This is a genomic window from Pseudomonas sp. PvP001 (genome assembly GCF_040546375.1).
Taxonomy (GTDB): domain Bacteria; phylum Pseudomonadota; class Gammaproteobacteria; order Pseudomonadales; family Pseudomonadaceae; genus Aquipseudomonas; species Aquipseudomonas coleopterorum.
This window is the reverse complement of sequence record NZ_JBEPNQ010000001.1, coordinates 3,167,448-3,183,613: the sequence shown is the minus strand read 5'-3', so window position 1 is coordinate 3,183,613 and position 16,166 is coordinate 3,167,448. Positions and strand designations below refer to the sequence as shown.

Annotated in this window: 15 protein-coding genes; 6 read left to right on the top strand and 9 right to left on the bottom strand. The window is 63.6% G+C overall.

Annotated elements, in window-relative coordinates:
- Positions 1–5 precede the first annotated feature (5 nt).
- Both ABMD26_RS14515 and lnt read left to right on the top strand, forming a co-directional pair.
- Complete coding sequence (locus ABMD26_RS14515; protein ID WP_354310395.1) at positions 6–845, top strand: CorC family transporter; 840 nt, start codon at positions 6–8, stop codon at positions 843–845.
- 33 nt (positions 846–878) lie between these two features.
- Complete coding sequence (gene lnt / locus ABMD26_RS14510) at positions 879–2,384, top strand: apolipoprotein N-acyltransferase (protein ID WP_354310393.1); 1,506 nt, start codon at positions 879–881, stop codon at positions 2,382–2,384.
- Positions 2,385–2,490: 106 nt separating this feature from the next.
- On the opposite strand, the gene ABMD26_RS14505 is transcribed toward lnt, so the two are convergent.
- Together ABMD26_RS14505 and ABMD26_RS14500 are read right to left on the bottom strand one after the other, a co-directional pair.
- Positions 2,491–3,255 (bottom strand): YdcF family protein, encoded by a 765-nt coding sequence (locus ABMD26_RS14505; protein WP_354310391.1) that lies wholly within the window; start codon positions 3,253–3,255, stop codon positions 2,491–2,493.
- A 59-nt stretch (positions 3,256–3,314) separates the two neighbouring features.
- Positions 3,315–3,641: a hypothetical protein gene (locus tag ABMD26_RS14500; protein ID WP_354310389.1), complete on the bottom strand. Its 327-nt coding sequence runs from the start codon at positions 3,639–3,641 to the stop codon at positions 3,315–3,317.
- Between the two features lie 252 nt (positions 3,642–3,893).
- Here ABMD26_RS14500 and leuS point away from each other — a divergent pair, with 252 nt between their 5' ends.
- From leuS to ABMD26_RS14480, 4 genes are all read left to right on the top strand, one after another.
- Positions 3,894–6,500, top strand: coding sequence for a leucine--tRNA ligase (gene leuS / locus ABMD26_RS14495; RefSeq protein WP_354310387.1), 2,607 nt, complete (start codon positions 3,894–3,896; stop codon positions 6,498–6,500).
- 72 nt (positions 6,501–6,572) lie between these two features.
- Positions 6,573–7,178 carry an LPS-assembly lipoprotein LptE gene (locus ABMD26_RS14490; protein ID WP_354310385.1) on the top strand — a complete coding sequence of 202 codons (606 nt, stop codon included), beginning with the start codon at positions 6,573–6,575 and terminating at the stop codon, positions 7,176–7,178.
- Between the two features lie 74 nt (positions 7,179–7,252).
- Positions 7,253–8,290, top strand: a complete 1,038-nt coding sequence (gene holA, locus ABMD26_RS14485) for a DNA polymerase III subunit delta (protein WP_122742656.1) — start codon at positions 7,253–7,255, stop codon at positions 8,288–8,290.
- Positions 8,291–8,488: 198 nt separating this feature from the next.
- Positions 8,489–9,808: a lytic murein transglycosylase gene (locus ABMD26_RS14480; RefSeq protein ID WP_354310382.1), complete on the top strand. Its 1,320-nt coding sequence runs from the start codon at positions 8,489–8,491 to the stop codon at positions 9,806–9,808.
- Positions 9,809–9,833: 25 nt separating this feature from the next.
- Here ABMD26_RS14480 and ABMD26_RS14475 read toward each other — a convergent pair whose 3' ends face one another.
- The 7 genes from ABMD26_RS14475 to mltB all read right to left on the bottom strand — a co-directional run bounded on the left by ABMD26_RS14475 (position 9,834) and on the right by mltB (position 16,158).
- A complete protein-coding gene (locus tag ABMD26_RS14475) occupies positions 9,834–10,745 on the bottom strand; it encodes a S66 peptidase family protein (RefSeq protein WP_354310380.1) in 912 nt (303 codons plus the stop codon).
- Between the two features lie 65 nt (positions 10,746–10,810).
- Complete coding sequence (gene lipA, locus ABMD26_RS14470) at positions 10,811–11,842, bottom strand: lipoyl synthase (RefSeq protein ID WP_049860845.1); 1,032 nt, start codon at positions 11,840–11,842, stop codon at positions 10,811–10,813.
- 1 nt (position 11,843) lies between these two features.
- Positions 11,844–12,491 (bottom strand): lipoyl(octanoyl) transferase LipB, encoded by a 648-nt coding sequence (lipB, locus tag ABMD26_RS14465; protein WP_056844000.1) that lies wholly within the window; start codon positions 12,489–12,491, stop codon positions 11,844–11,846.
- Positions 12,491–12,766 carry a DUF493 domain-containing protein gene (locus ABMD26_RS14460; protein ID WP_049860843.1) on the bottom strand — a complete coding sequence of 92 codons (276 nt, stop codon included), beginning with the start codon at positions 12,764–12,766 and terminating at the stop codon, positions 12,491–12,493. Before ABMD26_RS14460 ends, lipB begins: the two co-directional genes overlap by 1 nt.
- Positions 12,767–12,845: 79 nt before the next feature.
- Positions 12,846–14,006 carry a D-alanyl-D-alanine carboxypeptidase family protein gene (locus tag ABMD26_RS14455; RefSeq protein WP_049860842.1) on the bottom strand — a complete coding sequence of 387 codons (1,161 nt, stop codon included), beginning with the start codon at positions 14,004–14,006 and terminating at the stop codon, positions 12,846–12,848.
- Positions 14,007–14,128: 122 nt separating this feature from the next.
- The gene (locus ABMD26_RS14450) at positions 14,129–15,148 is read right to left on the bottom strand and encodes a septal ring lytic transglycosylase RlpA family protein (protein WP_056843999.1); all 1,020 of its coding nucleotides are present in this window, start codon (positions 15,146–15,148) and stop codon (positions 14,129–14,131) included.
- Positions 15,148–16,158, bottom strand: coding sequence for a lytic murein transglycosylase B (gene mltB, locus ABMD26_RS14445; RefSeq protein ID WP_049860840.1), 1,011 nt, complete (start codon positions 16,156–16,158; stop codon positions 15,148–15,150). Before mltB ends, ABMD26_RS14450 begins: the two co-directional genes overlap by 1 nt.
- Positions 16,159–16,166: the final 8 nt, after the last annotated feature.

Genomic DNA, 16,166 nt, shown 5'->3' with positions numbered 1-16,166 from the left:
GGGCTATGAGCGAAGATCGATCGAGCAACGGGCAGAAGTCATGGTTGGGTAAACTGACCCAGGCCTTTGCCCATGAGCCCAAGAACCGCCAGGAACTGCTGGAACTGCTGCGCGAAGCGCACCAGAACAAGCTCCTGGACAGCGAAGCATTGACCATCGTGGAAGGCGCCATCCAGGTCGCCGACCTGCAAGTGCGCGACATCATGGTGCCGCGCTCGCAACTGATCAGCATCAAGTCCACACAGACCCTGCACGAATTCCTGCCGGCGGTCATCGATGCTGCACACTCGCGCTACCCGGTGGTCGGCGAGAACCACGACGACGTGATCGGCGTGCTGCTGGCCAAAGACCTGCTGCCGTTGATCCTGCAGAACGACCACGAGAACTTCAACATCAAGGATCTGCTGCGCCCGGCCACCTTCGTGCCCGAGTCCAAGCGTCTGAACGTGTTGCTGCGCGAGTTCCGCGCCAACCACAACCACATGGCCATCGTGATCGACGAGTACGGCGGTGTGGCGGGCCTGGTGACCATCGAAGACGTGCTGGAACAGATCGTCGGCGACATCGAGGACGAGCACGACGTCGAGGAAGACAGCTACATCAAGCCCCTGCCCAGCGGTGACTTTCTGATCAAGGCACTGACTCCGATCGAGAACTTCAACGAGTTCTTCGAAAGTCAGTTCTCCGACGATGAATTCGACACCGTCGGCGGCTTGGTGATGAGTGCCTTTGGCCACCTGCCCAAGCGCAACGAGACGACCGAGATCGGTGCCTGGCGCTTTCGCATCCTCAACGCCGACAGCCGCCGCATCCACCTGCTGCGCCTTACGCCAATCGCCCGCTGAGGCACCTGCCCAGACTCCTCGTTAAGGAAAATAATGCGCTGGATCACCCGCCCCGGCTGGCCCGGTAACCTGCTGGCCATGGCGGCCGGCGGGTTGACCCCGCTGTTCCTGGCCCCCTTCGATCTCTGGCCGCTGGCCCTGCTTTCACTGGCGATGTTCTACCTCGGCCTGCGCGAGCTGAAACCGCGCCAGGCGCTCGGTCGTGGCTGGTGCTACGGTTTCGGTCTGTTCGGCGCTGGCACCAGCTGGATCTACGTCAGCATCCACACCTACGGTGGCGCGTCGGTGGCGTTGGCAGGTTTGCTGATGCTTGGCTTCGTCGCTGCGGTCGCGCTGTTCTTCGCCCTCCCGGCGTGGGTGTGGGCGCGCTGGTTGCGGCGCACCGATGCGCCATTGGCTGACGCTCTGGCCTTTGCCGCGCTGTGGTTGGGTCAGGAAGCATTCCGCGGATGGTTTTTGACCGGTTTCCCCTGGCTGTACAGCGGCTACAGCCAGTTGCACGGTCCGCTTGCCGGCCTGGCGCCAGTGGGCGGCATGTGGCTGGTGTCCTTCGCCCTCGCCTTGACCGCGGCGCTGTTGTGCAACCTTGCACGCCTGCGCCACCGCAAGCCATTGCTGGCGGGCGCTGTGGTGTTGCTGCTGGCGCCGTGGGTCCTCGGCCAGGCATTCAAGGGCCACAACTGGACGACCCCCGCCGGCGAGCCGCTGAACGTGGCGGCGGTTCAGGGCAACATTGCCCAGAGCATCAAGTGGAACCCCGAAGCGGTCGATCACCAGTTGCAGCTGTATCGCGACAAGACCTTCGTTTCCAAGCCGGTGGACCTGATCGTCTGGCCGGAAACGGCGGTGCCGGTACTGATGGACTCGGCTCAAGGCTATCTGGCGATGATGGGCAGGTTTGCCAGCGACCGGCATTCGGCACTGATCACCGGCGTGCCCATACGCCAGGTGGAAGACGGTCAGCGCCGGTTCTACAACGGCATTACCGTGGTAGGTGACGGCGAAGGCTTGTACCGCAAGCAGAAGCTGGTGCCCTTCGGCGAATACGTGCCCTTGCAGGATCTGCTGCGCGGCCTGATCGCGTTCTTCGACCTGCCCATGTCCGACTTCGCCCGCGGCCCGGCCGACCAGCCGTTGCTGCAGGCCAAGGGATACCAGATCGCGCCGTTCATCTGCTACGAAGTGGTGTATCCGGAGCTGGCCGCGAGCATGGCCGCGCGCAGCGACCTGCTGCTGACGATCAGCAACGACACCTGGTTCGGCACTTCGATAGGTCCGCTGCAACACCTGCAGATGGCACAGATGCGCGCGCTGGAAGCCGGCCGTTGGATGATCCGCGCCACCAACAACGGTGTTACTGCGTTGATCGATCCGTTCGGCAACATCACCACCCAGGTGCCGCAGTTCGAGGAAGCGGTGATGTATGGCGAGGTGACGCCGATGCAGGGTCTGACGCCTTATCTGCAGCTCCGGTCATGGCCGATGACGGTGGTGTGCGTGTTGCTGCTGGGGTGGGCGTTGCTGCGTAGAAGGGCTTGATGCTGTCTGTACCGGCCTCTTCGCGGGCAGAGGGCTCGCCGCCCGCCCCCGCTCCCACAGGGGGGGTTGTGGGAGCGGGGCTCTGCCCGCGAAGAGGCCCTCAAGATCACCGATAAAACATCTTATACCCCACCAACCCCACCGCCTCATTGAGCAACTGGCCGTTCTGCCAAATGGCCTTGCTCTCAGGCAACCACCCTCCCAGCGGCCGTGCATTGTCTGTACCCAGAAAGCCCACCGGTGCCGGTATCACCTGCAGTCCCTGCTGTTCGAAGCTCCAGCGCGAGCGCTGCATGTGCCAGGCTTGAGTCACCACCACCACACGCTTGATGCCGTGCTCGGCGAGTAACTGGGCGCTGAATTCGGCGTTCTCCCACGTCGTGCGGCTGCGCTCCTCCATCCAGCGCGCCGAGGTGCCGAAATCGTCGCGCAAGGACTGCGCCATGATCCACGCCTCGCTGGGCGGCGAGCCGTAGTGCAGGCCACCGGAAGTCAGCACCGGAAGCCCGGACGCCTTGGCCAGCCTGGCCGCGTAGCGGACCCGTTCGAGGGCGATACCGGTCGGCTGATCGATGCCGTCCCAGGCCGGGTCGCCGCGCTCGCGACCAGCTCCCAGTATCACGATGGCGTCGGCGCGCTGCGCAAGGGTGCTCCACGCCTGCACCGGCAGTGCCGGCTCGCTCTCGAGCCGGCTCGCCGCATGCTGCATCACCACCGGCAGACTCATCAGCCATAGTCCGCCCAATCCGGCGACGAAGCAGGCGCCCGCCAACCGTGGCCAGCGACGGCGCAGCCACCAGGCGGCCAGCAACAGGACGAAAAAGATTCCGGGCGGCAGCAACAATTGTTTGAGGATGAAACGTGAAAACATCGGGCATCTCCAGAAAATGCCCGAAGCCTAAGCGTTGCCGCGCCGGCGAACAACCGCGCTCACGGTTTCCCGGAGTACCCGCGGCCATGCCTGCCAATGGACGACCTGCGTCGGTCGCGCTCGTGCAGCCAATACACTTTGGCCGATGCCTTGCGTACCGGAACAGTGGGGGCCGACGGCTCGGCACGGGCGCGCTCGCCACAGACATGCAGGTAGGCGTCGATCAATTCATACTCGGCCCGGCTCAAGCCACGCAACTCCAGTTCCGCTGGCTTTTCATCGCGCAGGCGAACCGCCGTTCGGGCCACGTCCAGGGCCAGCCCCAGACGGTCGATGAGACGTTCGTAAACATCAGGCTGCATGGCTTCGATATGCGGCTCTACCATTGGCTCACCTCACTCCAGAGAAAAACGTTCTATCCTCCACAAGCTTAGCGCTGGCTGGAAAATCAGTCGGTTGCAGCGACCAACGGAACGCGCCACGCGCCTGATCGAGCCTTGGCAGCTGCAATCAAGGTTTCCCTCGATAGAGGGGGGTCATGTATGCTACGGCGTTTAATATCATCGTACCTTGCCAACAGGCTCAGCCTATTTAGCAGCTGCCGGATAAGGTCACCCATTTCTCAGCGCAAAGTAGCCATGCACGAACTCTATCAGCCCCGCGAAATCGAAGCCGCCGCCCAGTCGTTCTGGGATGCGAAGAAGTCTTTTGAAGTGAGTGAACAGCCAGGCAAGGACACGTACTACTGCCTGTCGATGTTCCCCTACCCCAGCGGCAAACTGCACATGGGGCACGTGCGCAACTACACCATTGGCGATGTGATCGCTCGCTATCAGCGCATGCAGGGCAAGAACGTCCTGCAGCCCATGGGTTGGGACGCCTTCGGCATGCCTGCGGAAAACGCGGCCATGAAGAACAACGTCGCGCCGGCCAAGTGGACGTACGAAAACATCGCCTACATGAAGACCCAGCTCAAGAGCCTGGGCCTGGCCATCGACTGGTCGCGCGAAGTCACCACCTGCAAGCCCGACTACTACCGCTGGGAACAATGGCTGTTCACCCGCCTGTTCGAAAAAGGCGTGATCTACCGCAAGAACGGTACCGTGAACTGGGACCCGGTCGACCAGACGGTGCTGGCCAACGAACAGGTCATCGACGGTCGTGGCTGGCGTTCGGGCGCGCTCATCGAGAAGCGCGAAATCCCGATGTACTACTTCAAGATCACCGCGTACGCCGACGAGCTCCTGGAGAGCCTCGACGAACTGCCGGGCTGGCCTGAACAGGTCAAGACCATGCAGCGCAACTGGATCGGCAAGTCCAAGGGCATGGAAGTGCAGTTCCCTTACGATCAGTCTTCGATCGGCGAGGCCGGGACGCTGAAGGTGTTCACCACACGTCCCGACACGCTGATGGGCGCCACCTACGTTGCCGTTGCCGCGGAACATCCGCTGGCGACCCTGGCCGCACGCTCCGATGCCGCGCTGCAGGCCTTCATCGAGGAGTGCAAGAGCGGCAGCGTGGCCGAGGCCGACGTCGCCACCCAGGAAAAACGCGGGATGCCAACCGCGCTGTTCGTCGAGCATCCGCTCACCGGCGAAAAGCTGCCGGTCTGGGTCGCCAACTACGTGCTGATGCACTACGGCGACGGCGCGGTCATGGCCGTTCCGGCTCACGACGAACGCGATTTCGAATTCGCCTTGAAGTACGACCTGCCGATCAAGCCGGTGGTGCGCACCAGTGCGGGCGATCTGACGCCTGCACCATGGGTCGCTGCCTATAATGAACACGGTCCGCTGATCAACTCCGGCGAATTCGACGGCCTCGATTTCGAAGGTGCATTCGACGCCATCGAAGTGGCCCTGATCAAGAAGGACCTGGGCAAGTCGCGTACCCAGTTCCGCCTGCGTGACTGGGGCATCAGCCGCCAGCGCTACTGGGGTTGCCCGATCCCGATCGTGCACTGCGACGCCTGCGGCGACGTTCCGGTCCCCGAAGACCAACTGCCGGTCGTGCTGCCTGAAGACGTGGTCCCCGATGGCGCCGGTTCGCCACTGGCGCGCATGCCCGAATTCTACGAGTGCACCTGCCCGAAATGCGGCGCACCGGCCAAGCGCGAAACCGACACCATGGACACCTTCGTGGAATCGTCCTGGTACTTCGCCCGTTACGCTTCGCCACACTATGAAGGCGGCATGGTCGATCCGGCCGCTGCCAACCATTGGTTGCCGGTGGACCAGTACATCGGTGGTATCGAGCACGCGATCCTGCACCTGCTGTACGCGCGCTTCTTCCACAAGCTGATGCGCGACGAAGGCCTGGTCAGTTCCAACGAGCCGTTCAAGAACCTGCTCACCCAGGGCATGGTCATCGCCGAAACCTACTACCGTCTCGAAGCCAACGGCAGCAAGACCTGGTTCAACCCGGCCGACGTCGAGCTGGTTCGCGATGCCAAGGCCAAGGTTGTCTCGGCCAAGCTCATCAGCGACGGCCTGCCGGTGGAAATCGGCGGGACCGAGAAGATGGCCAAGTCGAAGAACAACGGCGTCGATCCGCAATCGATGATCGACCAGTACGGTGCCGATACCTGCCGCCTGTTCATGATGTTCGCCTCGCCACCGGACATGAGCCTGGAGTGGTCCGACTCCGGCGTGGAAGGCTCGCACCGCTTCCTCAAGCGCGTCTGGCGCCTGGCGCAGGCACACGTGGGCCAGGGTTCGCATGCCCCGCTCGACGTCGCGGTTCTGGACGACGAGCAGAAAGCCGTTCGCCGTGCGATTCACCTGGCGATCAAGCAGGCCAGTCAGGATGTAGGCCAGAACCACAAGTTCAACACGGCTATCGCCCAGGTGATGACGCTGATGAACGTGCTGGAGAAGGCCTCGCAGGCCACGGCTCAGGATCGCGCCCTGCTGCACGAAGGTCTGGAAACCGTGACCCTGCTGCTGGCACCGATCACGCCGCACATCAGCCACGAGCTCTGGCAGCAACTGGGCCACACCGATGCGGTGATCGATGCAGGCTGGCCTGTTTTGGACGAATCGGCCCTGGTGCAGGACAGCCTGCAGTTGGTCATCCAGGTCAACGGCAAGCTGCGCGGCCAGATCGACATGCCGGCCAGCGCCAGCCGCGAAGAGATCGAAGCCGCCGCACGGGTCAACGAAAACGTGCTGCGTTTCACCGACGGCCTGACCATCCGCAAGGTCATCGTCGTACCGGGTAAACTGGTCAACATCGTCGCCAGCTGATCGACCGGCGCCCGCCTTACCGGGCGCCCGTCATGCACGCCACAGCCAACAAGGTTTCTAGGGAGCAACAAGATGATCAAACGCAATCTGCTGGTTATGGGCCTGGCTGTCCTGCTGAGCGCCTGTGGTTTCCAGCTCCGTGGCACCGGCACCAACGAAATGGCCCTCAAGGAACTCAACGTCACCGCTCGCGACGCCTACGGCCAGACCGTGGTGCAACTGCGCAAAGCACTGCAGAACAGCGGTGTCAACGTGGCCAACGGTGCACCGTACACCCTGGATCTGGTGAACGAGCGCGATGATCGACGCACCGCCAGCTACAGCGGTTCGGCGCGCTCCTCCGAGTACGAGCTGAGCAACACACTGCAGTACGAGATTCGCGGCCGGAACAACCTGAGCCTGCTCAACGACAAGATCGAAGTGCAGAAGGTCTACGTCCACGACGGCAACAACCTGACCGGTTCGGACCAGGAAGCCAGCCAGGTACGTCGTGAAATGCGCAACGAGCTGGTTCAGCGCATGATGCTGCGTCTGCAGCAGATCACCCCTGCCCAGCTGCAAAAGCTGCAGGTGGATGCCGACGCACGCGCCAAGGCCGAAGCCGACGCGGCCGCCGAAGCTCAGCGTGTGATCGATGCAACGCCCCAGCAGTCGCCGATCCAGATCCCCAACCAGTAACGCAGACAAGGGCGCTCAGGCGCCCTTTTCGCTGCCATCGTTCCCGTTGAGATTCCAACCCTGTCGATGCGTCCATGAAGATCAGCCCCGCCCAGCTCGGCAAACACCTGCAAGGCCCGCTTGCGCCCGTCTATGTGGTCAGCGGCGACGATCCGCTGCTCTGTCAGGAAGCGGCGGACGCCATTCGTGCCGCGGCGCGTCAGCAAGGCTTCGACGAGCGTCAGGTGTTCAGTGCCGACAGCAACTTCGATTGGGGCACGCTGCTGCAGGCCGGTGCCAGCCTGTCGCTGTTCGCCGAGCGGCGCCTGCTGGAACTGCGCCTGCCTTCGGGCAAGCCGGGTGACAAGGGCGCCGCGGCGCTGATCGAGTACTGTTCACGGCCGGCTGAAGATACCGTGCTGTTGATCAGCCTGCCCAAGCTGGATGGCAGTGCGCAGAAAACCAAATGGGGCAAGGCCCTGGTGGATGGCGCGCACACGCAGTTCGTGCAGATCTGGCCGGTGGATGCGCAGCAGTTGCCGCAGTGGATCCGTCAGCGCCTGGCCCAGGCCGGGCTGGCGGCGCAACCGGACGCGGTCGAGCTGATCGCCGCGCGGGTGGAAGGCAATCTGCTGGCGGCCGCGCAGGAGATCGAAAAGCTCAAGTTGCTGGCCGAGGGTAATCAGATCACGCTGGAAACGGTGCAATCGGCGGTTGCCGACAGTGCCCGCTTCGACGTCTTCGGCCTGATCGATGCGATCCTCAATGGCCAGGCCGAACATGCTCTGCGCATGCTCGAAGGCTTGCGCGGCGAAGGTGTCGAGCCGCCGGTCATTCTCTGGGCCCTGGCCCGCGAGCTGCGGCTGCTGGCCAGCCTGTCGCAGCAGTACAGCCAGGGGGTGCCGCTGGACAAGGCGTTCAGCCAAGCCCGCCCGCCCGTCTGGGACAAGCGCAAGCCGCTGATGAGCAAGGCTCTGCAGCGGCATTCGGCACTGCGCTGGGCGCAGTTGTTGCAGGATGCGCAACGCATCGACGCGCAGATCAAGGGCCAGGCGCCAGGTTCGGTGTGGGTGGGGTTGTCGCGCTTGTCGTTGTTGATGGCGGGCCAGCGCCTGGCCCTTCCTGCGGAATAGCGCAGCATTCTGGTAGGCAGATGAAGCCTGCACTGCGGCATGTCAGATACATTGCGGCGCTGCATTCGCGGGCAGAGCCCGCTCCCACAAAGCTTCACCGCAGAATGTCAGGGTAAGCGCTTACAAGGCTAAACCCATGCTACAGGTCAGGCTGGCATGTTAAGGTTTGCCTCTGCCCCGAAAGCCCTGGACTTGTGAATGTCTTCTCGTCGTACCTCTGGCTGGCCCATGCGCCAGTTCGCCGTGACTACCTGCCTGGCCTTGCTGGTTGCCTGCGCGGAAAAACCCACCGTCGCCGACACCCTGCCCGCTCCGATCGTCCAGCCTTCCCTGCCGGTGCCCATGGCGCCCGCGCCGAGCAGCGTCGACACCCCGGTGCTGCCGACCCAGACATTCGCCGAATGGCAACAGGGCTTCCGCCAGCAAGCGCTGCGCAGCGGCGTCGACGCGCAGCTGTTCGACCGTGCCTTTGAAGGCGTCACGCCCGACATGAGCGTGATCAAGGCTGATCGCAGCCAACCTGAATTCAGCCGCCCGGTGTGGGAATACCTCGACGGCGCCATCTCCCCGACTCGCGTGCGCCGTGGCCAGGCCATGCTTGACCAGTACGCTGACGTGCTGACGAGCATCGAGCAGCGCTACGGCGTCGAGCGCCAGGTGCTGGTTGCCGTGTGGGGCATGGAAAGCAGCTTCGGTCAGATCCAGGGCGACAAATCGGTGATCCGCTCGTTGGCGACCCTGGCCTACGAAGGCCGCCGCCCTGAGTTCGCGCAAAGCCAGCTGCTGGCTGCGTTGCAGATCCTGCAGAATGGCGACATCCAACCTGAGCGCATGCTCGGCTCGTGGGCCGGTGCCATGGGCCAGACCCAATTCATCCCCACCACCTACAATTCCCACGCCGTCGACTTCGACGGCGATGGTCGCCGCGACATCTGGAACAGCGCCGCCGACGCCCTCGCCTCTACGGCCCACTACCTGCAAAGCTCTGGCTGGCAAAGCGGCCAGACCTGGGGCCTGGAAGTGCGCCTGCCCGACGGCTTCGACTACGCCCTGGCCGACGGCAGCAGTCGCAAGCCGGTCAGCGAGTGGCAGCGTCTGGGTGTAGCGACGATGCCCGGCGGCGCAGTCCCGGCGGGCAGCGAGAATGCCTCGGCGGCGCTGCTTCTGCCCGCCGGCTACCGCGGCCCGGCCTTTCTGGTGTTCGATAATTTCCGCGCGATCCTGAAGTACAACAACTCCTCATCGTACGCGCTGGGCGTAAGCCTGCTCGCGCAGCGCTTCCAGAGTTCGGGCTACATTCAAGGCACTTGGCCGAAAGATGACATGCCCCTCACACGCACCGAGCGCATCGAACTGCAGAGCCGGTTAACCGCGCGCAATTACGATGCCGGCGCGCCCGACGGCATCATCGGCGCCAATACCCGCAAGGCGATCCGCAGTGCGCAGCAAACCCTGGGCTGGCCAGCTGACGGCTATCCGACCCACAAGCTGCTGGAAGCGCTGCGAGCGCAGCAGTAACAGGACGTGGTGGCCTTGGCGTCGCCTAGGCCACCACGTCCTGCTCCAACCAGACCTGCCGCTCAGTGGCATCGAGCCTGACCTGCACGCCCAGGGGCAAGGTCAGGTTCGGATCGCAGTGACCACTGCGCCACCCGGCCAGCACTGGAATGCCATCGGCCTGAAACGTATCGAGCAGCAGCGGCGTCATCTGCTCGACACCGATCCCCGCGAAGTCGCCCACGATCACACCCCGCACTCCACGCAGCTTGCCGGCCAGGCGCAGGTGGGTCAGGAAACGATCCACGCGGTACAGCGGCTCGTTGACGTCCTCGATGAACAGCACGATGTCATCGCCAGGCAGCTCGTACGCCGTTCCCAGCGTGGCACTGATCATCGCCAGGTTGCCGCCCATCAATCGCCCTCGAGCCTGGCCAGGCAGTATCGTGGTCAGCGGCCACGCTGGCGGATGCTGCAACAGGTCCCCTGCCCCCAGCTCTCCGCGCAGCATCTGCCACAACGAAGACTCGGTCGGCGCCTGTTTCTGCGTCAGCAGATCGGATTTGAACAGCGGCCCATGGAAGGTCACGAACCCGGCATGGCGAGCGATGGCCATATGCAGCGCGGTGATATCGCTGTAGCCCACGAAAAGTTTGGGGTGGCGCGCCAGCAAAGCGAAGTCGATCTTGTCCAGCAGACGGGGCGTGCCGTAGCCACCACGCAGGCAGAAAATGGCATCCACTTCGGGATCGGAAAACGCGTCGTGGAGGTCTTGCAGGCGGGCCTCGTCGCTACCGGCCAGATAGCCTTGCGCTAGCGCGACACTGGGGTAGATGCGCAGCGTGTGGCCCCGCGCACGGAACCAGTCAAAGGCTGCTTCGACATTCAATTCGATGGGGCCGGCCGGCGCGATAAGCGCGATCGTGCCGTGGTCGGGCAGGCGTGGAGGTAATTGCATGGGAAAGACTCCGCAATCGTGGGTCCGGCGTAGACCAGGCGGTGCCTGCTCTACGCCGGCAGATGTCAGAGCTTGATCTTGGCTTCGTGAGCCTGCTGGTCGGCGTGGTACGAGGAGCGCACCAACGGCCCGGAAGCGACGTTCTTGAAGCCCATCTTGTAGCCTTCCTCGGCGAACCAGGCGAAGGTGTCCGGGTGTACGAAGCGCTGGACCGGCAAGTGGCTGCGCGATGGCTGCAGGTACTGGCCCAGGGTCAACATGTCGATGTTGTGCTCGCGCATGCGGTGCATGACCTCGATCACTTCCTCGTCGGTTTCGCCCAGACCCAGCATCAGGCCGGACTTGGTCGGCACATGGGGCACCAGCTCCTTGAACTTCTGCAGCAGGGTCAGCGACCACTGGTAGTCCGAACCCGGACGCGCGGCCTTGTACAGACGCGGCACGGTTTCCAGGTTGTGGTTGAACACATCAGGCGGCTCTTGCGCCGTGATGGCCAGCGCCACATCCATGCGCCCACGGTAGTCGGGCACCAGGGTTTCCAACTGCACGCCGGGTGACAGCTTGCGGATCTCGCGCAGGCAGTCGGCGAAGTGCTGGGCACCGCCGTCGCGCAGGTCGTCGCGGTCCACCGAGGTGATCACCACGTACTTGAGGCGCAGATCGGCGATGGCCACGGCCAGGTTCATCGGCTCGTCGGCGTCCAGCGCCTTGGGGCGACCGTGGCCCACATCGCAGAACGGGCAGCGACGGGTGCAGATGTCGCCCATGATCATGAAGGTCGCGGTACCGCCGGAAAAGCATTCGCCCAGGTTGGGGCAGCTGGCCTCTTCGCAGACGCTGTGCAGCTTGTGCTTGCGCAGCAGCTGCTTGATGCGGTCGACTTCGGGCGACACCGGAATGCGCACACGGATCCAGTCGGGCTTTTTCGGCAGCTCTTCGGTGGGGATGATCTTGACCGGGATGCGCGCGACCTTTTCGGCACCGCGCAGCTTGACGCCCGCCTCGACCTTGGGCCGCGGCGCGTTGGCCTTGGGCGCACCCTCGGCGAGGTTCTGCAGGGGGATCAGCGTTTGCACAGCTTCTGTCGCGGTAGTCATATCAGTCGATTCCGCCCGTAAGGGTCGTCTGCTCAACATAGTCGAGGTGCTTGACCAGCTGCGCTCGCAGCCTTGCACTGACCTCGGCAAATTCAAGGGGTGCGACATGATCGCACATCTGCGTCATCGGCAGGCCGGCATATCCACATGGATTTATCCGCCGAAAAGGCGCGAGGTCCATATCGACGTTCAGCGCCAGGCCGTGGAATGAACAACCACGGCGGATACGCAGACCCAGCGAGGCGATCTTCGCGCCGTTCACATAGACGCCGGGGGCATCCGCACGGGCTGCGGCAGGCACCCCATAGGAGGCAAGCAGATCGATCAGGGTATGCTCCATGCGCGTGACCAGCTCACGCACACCGTAGCCCAGCCGGCGCACGTCCAGTAGCAGGTACACCACCAGCTGGCCAGGGCCATGGTAGGTCACCTGGCCACCGCGGTCGACCTGCACCACCGGAATCTCGCCGGGCACCAGCAGATGCTCGGCCTTGCCCGCCTGGCCCTGGGTGAAGACCGCCGGATGCTGGACCAGCCAGACTTCATCGGCGGCGTCTGCATCGCGCTGATCGGTGAACCGCTGCATCGCGTGCCAGACAGGCTCGTAAGGCATCAGACCGAGTTCGCGGAACCCCAGGCATTGCGGCATCAGAGCACCATTTTGACGATGCCGGTGGCGCGCAGCTCACTGTTGATGTTGTAGAGCTGTTCCTGGCCGGTGGCCAGGATGTGCAACTGCAGGGTGGTGTAGTTGCCGTTGGTGCTCTGGCGCTCGGCGTTCTTGTCGTGATTGACGGTGGCGTGCTTCTCGACGATTTTCACCACCGTGTCGCGAAAGCCCACACCGGTGTCGCCGATGATCTTGATCGGGTAGTCGGCGCAGGGGAATTCGATCTTCGGTTCTTTTACTTCGGTATCGGTCATGGCGATGACGGCCTCGGGTAAACCGTGAAAACAACAACGCCCCCGCCTGTTGCCAAGGCGAGGGCGCGCGGTCGCGATATCAGTTGAACAAGCCGTAGAAGAATAGACGAACGCTATCCCACACGCGGCGGAAAATACCACCTTCCTGTACATCGTCCAACGCGATCAGATCGGAGGTCTGAACGATCTTGTCACCGTTCTTCACTTCGACCTTGCCGATCACGTCGCCCTTGGCGATGGGCGCGGTCAGCTGCGGGTTGATGGTCATGCTGGCAGCCAGGTTCTTCAACTGACCCTTGGGCAGCGTCATGGTCAGATCTTCAGCCAGGCCGGCCTTGATCTCGCGGATGTCGCCCTTCCACACCGGTGCTTTGGCCAGCTCGGTGCCCTTCTGGTAGAAGGTCTGGGTTTCGTAGAAGCGGAAGCCGTAGGTCAACAGCTTCTGGGTCTCGGCTGCACGGGCCTGCTCGCTGTTGGTGCCGAACACCACGGCGATCAGACGCATGCCGTCGCGCACGGCCGAGGACACCATGCAGTAGCCGGCTTCTTCGGTGTGGCCGGTCTTCAGACCGTCGACGGTCTTGTCACGCCATAGCAGCAGGTTGCGGTTGGGCTGCTTGATGTTGTTCCAGAAGAACTCCTTCTGCGAGTAGATCGCATAGTGGGCCGGGTCTTCGTGGATGATCGCGCGAGCCAGCAGGGCCATGTCGTGAGCGGTGGAGTAGTGCTCAGGGTTCGGCAGGCCGGTCGGGTTCATGAAGTGGCTGTTGCTCATGCCCAGTTTGCCGGCGGTGGTGTTCATCATGTCGGCGAAGGCGTCTTCGCTGCCGGCGATGTGCTCGGAGAGCGCTACCGAAGCGTCGTTGCCCGACTGGATGATGATGCCGTGCAGCAGGTCGCTGACCGACACCTGGGTGCCGACCTTGATGAACATCCGCGAGCCGCCGGTGCGCCAGGCGTTTTCGCTGACGGTGACCGGGTCGTTCTCGCCGATCTGGCCGCGACGGATCTCCAGGGTGGCGATGTACGCGGTCATCAGTTTGGTCAGGCTGGCTGGCGGCAGACGCTGGTCGCCGTTGTTTTCAACCAGCACGTTACCGCTGGAAGCTTCCATCAGCACGTAGGATTTGGCAGCCAGTTGCGGCGGCGCTGGCATCATCTGATCTGCCGCCCAAGCGGCAGGGGCAATGATCAGCGGTACAAGCAGGCACAGGCGTTTGGCAAATGTGGTGATGTTCATCCGTCTCTCGAAATTGCTGATGGGCACATGCCCTTGCGGGCAGTCTTGTTGTGGGCGGGCGGCCCGGTGTCGCACGCCCGTTGCCGGGCGTTCATTGCAGCGCCGCCCGCAGGCGGCGCGGTTCAATCCAGTGTCACCAACTTGGGCACGCCGAGGTTGGCCATGCGCACGTTGTCCTGTATCTGCTGGGCTTCACCCTGGGAATTGATCGGTCCCAGGCGTACCCGATAGAACGTCTGCTGGTTGACCGCGATCTGGCTGGTGAAGGCCGGTGCGCTGACCATCGAGCTCAGCTTGGAACGCAGCAGCTCCGCAGCGTCGGGGTTGGCGAACGCTCCCACCTGGAGATACAGGCCAGACGCTTGTGCAGAACCGTTTTTTTTTGCGTCCATCTGCACCGGCAGCGTGGCGACCGCGTGTTGCTGGGGCGGCGGCGTGTATTGCTCGACCGTACCGGCCGACGGCGTGATGTTGGGCCGGGCCTGAGCCACCACCGGCCCCTGGTTCAGCACCAGCGGCGCCGGGCGACCACGCTGGGCCCACCATTCCTGAGGATCGATCCCCTCGACCCGGACCCGCGCAGTGCCCGTTTCGGCGTAACCCAGTTTCTTGGCGGCGGCATAGGACAGGTCGATGATCCGGTCGGAATAGAAAGGCCCGCGGTCGTTGACCCGCAGCACCACCGTGCGATTGTTGTCCAGGTTGGTCACGCGCACATAGCTGGGCAGCGGCAGGGTCTTGTGCGCCGCGCTCATGCCATACAGGTCGTAGACCTCACCGTTGGCGGTGTTCTGGCCGTGGAACTTGGTCCCATACCAGGACGCCGTGCCGGTGGCCTGATACTGGCGCGACTCGGCTATCGGGAAGTAGGTCTTGCCCAGCACCGTGTAGGGGTTGGCCTTGTAGGGACCGGTGTGCAGGGTCGGTACGGCGTCGGGGATCTTCGACACGTCGACGTCCCACCATGGCGCGCCGTCCTTGTGGGCTCGATTGATGTTCAGGCCGGGAATGGCTTTGACGGTCGGGCCCGATTGCTTGACGGTACGCGACGGCGGCGGGGTCGACGAGCAGCTGGCGAGCAACAGGCCCAGTGCCGCGCAGGCCGCGATGGCTGAGGATGTACGTATCGGCATTGCCCGCATTACTTGACGCCCCGTGCTTGAACCAGCGATTCCGACAGTTGGTGCACGGCCATGGCGTACATCACACTGCGGTTGTAGCGAGTGATTGCATAGAAATTCTTCAGGCCCATCCAGTATTCCGGACCTTCGGCGCCCTGCAGGCGGAAGGCGGTCACTGGCAGGTCGTCGCGCAGCGCATCATGACTCGACCAGCCCAGCGCCCGCAACTGCCCGACATTCTTGACCGGGTCGATGCCCGGGCTCAAGCCATCGTCGACCTGCGGACCGGAAACGCTGGCTCGGCTGACCACTGGCTGACCGGCGACCCATCCATGCTCCTTGAAATAGCTTGCGACGCTGCCGATGGCGTCATCGGCGTCGGTCCAGATATTGATGTGGCCGTCGCCGTCGAAATCCACCGCGTAGGCGCGGAAGCTGCTGGGCATGAACTGCGGCAGCCCCATGGCCCCCGCGTACGAGCCCTTGAGGGTCAACGGATCGAGCTGCTCGTCGCGCGCCAGCATGAGGAACTCGCGCAGCTCCTTGCGGAAGAATGGCGCGCGCGGCGGGTAATCGAAGCTCAGGGTGGACAGCGCGTCGATCACCCGATAATTGCCGGTGTTGCGGCCGAAGAAGGTTTCGACACCGATGATCGCGACGATGACCTGCGCCGGGACGCCGTATTCGCGTTCCGCACGGGCCAGCACCGCTTCGTGCTGACGCCAGAAGTCGACGCCGCGGGCGATACGCGCATCGGTGATGAACATCGGCCGGTACTCGCTCCACGGCTTGACCCGTTCGGCGGGACGCGAGATCGCGTCGAGAATAGACTGCTTGCGCTCGACTTCCCTGAACACCTCGTTCAACTGGTCGCTGGCGAAGCCATAGTCGCGGGTCATCTCACCAATGAACTGGGTCACCTGCGGTGAGCCACCGTAGTCGCCGGCGCTGGCTTGCTGTGCCGACCCCAACAGACCCATCAGGCCGATCCAGGGAACGCTTCGAGCTGCCCAGCTACGCATTACTTGCATGCAATTGC

Excerpts from the sequence above, each read along its gene's own strand:
- ABMD26_RS14455 (WP_049860842.1), bottom strand. The coding sequence starts at position 14,006 with ATGAACATCACCACATTTGCCAAACGCCTGTGCCTGCTTGTACCGCTG.
- ABMD26_RS14490 (WP_354310385.1), top strand. The coding sequence starts at position 6,573 with ATGATCAAACGCAATCTGCTGGTTATGGGCCTGGCTGTCCTGCTGAGC.
- ABMD26_RS14500 (WP_354310389.1), bottom strand. The coding sequence starts at position 3,641 with ATGGTAGAGCCGCATATCGAAGCCATGCAGCCTGATGTTTACGAACGT.
- ABMD26_RS14460 (WP_049860843.1), bottom strand. The coding sequence starts at position 12,766 with ATGACCGATACCGAAGTAAAAGAACCGAAGATCGAATTCCCCTGCGCC.
- mltB (WP_049860840.1), bottom strand. The coding sequence starts at position 16,158 with ATGCAAGTAATGCGTAGCTGGGCAGCTCGAAGCGTTCCCTGGATCGGC.
- leuS (WP_354310387.1), top strand. The coding sequence starts at position 3,894 with ATGCACGAACTCTATCAGCCCCGCGAAATCGAAGCCGCCGCCCAGTCG.
- ABMD26_RS14505 (WP_354310391.1), bottom strand. The coding sequence starts at position 3,255 with ATGTTTTCACGTTTCATCCTCAAACAATTGTTGCTGCCGCCCGGAATC.
- lipA (WP_049860845.1), bottom strand. The coding sequence starts at position 11,842 with ATGACTACCGCGACAGAAGCTGTGCAAACGCTGATCCCCCTGCAGAAC.
- lnt (WP_354310393.1), top strand. The coding sequence starts at position 879 with ATGCGCTGGATCACCCGCCCCGGCTGGCCCGGTAACCTGCTGGCCATG.
- ABMD26_RS14515 (WP_354310395.1), top strand. The coding sequence starts at position 6 with ATGAGCGAAGATCGATCGAGCAACGGGCAGAAGTCATGGTTGGGTAAA.
- holA (WP_122742656.1), top strand. The coding sequence starts at position 7,253 with ATGAAGATCAGCCCCGCCCAGCTCGGCAAACACCTGCAAGGCCCGCTT.
- ABMD26_RS14450 (WP_056843999.1), bottom strand. The coding sequence starts at position 15,148 with ATGCGGGCAATGCCGATACGTACATCCTCAGCCATCGCGGCCTGCGCG.
- lipB (WP_056844000.1), bottom strand. The coding sequence starts at position 12,491 with ATGCCGCAATGCCTGGGGTTCCGCGAACTCGGTCTGATGCCTTACGAG.
- ABMD26_RS14475 (WP_354310380.1), bottom strand. The coding sequence starts at position 10,745 with ATGCAATTACCTCCACGCCTGCCCGACCACGGCACGATCGCGCTTATC.
- ABMD26_RS14480 (WP_354310382.1), top strand. The coding sequence starts at position 8,489 with ATGTCTTCTCGTCGTACCTCTGGCTGGCCCATGCGCCAGTTCGCCGTG.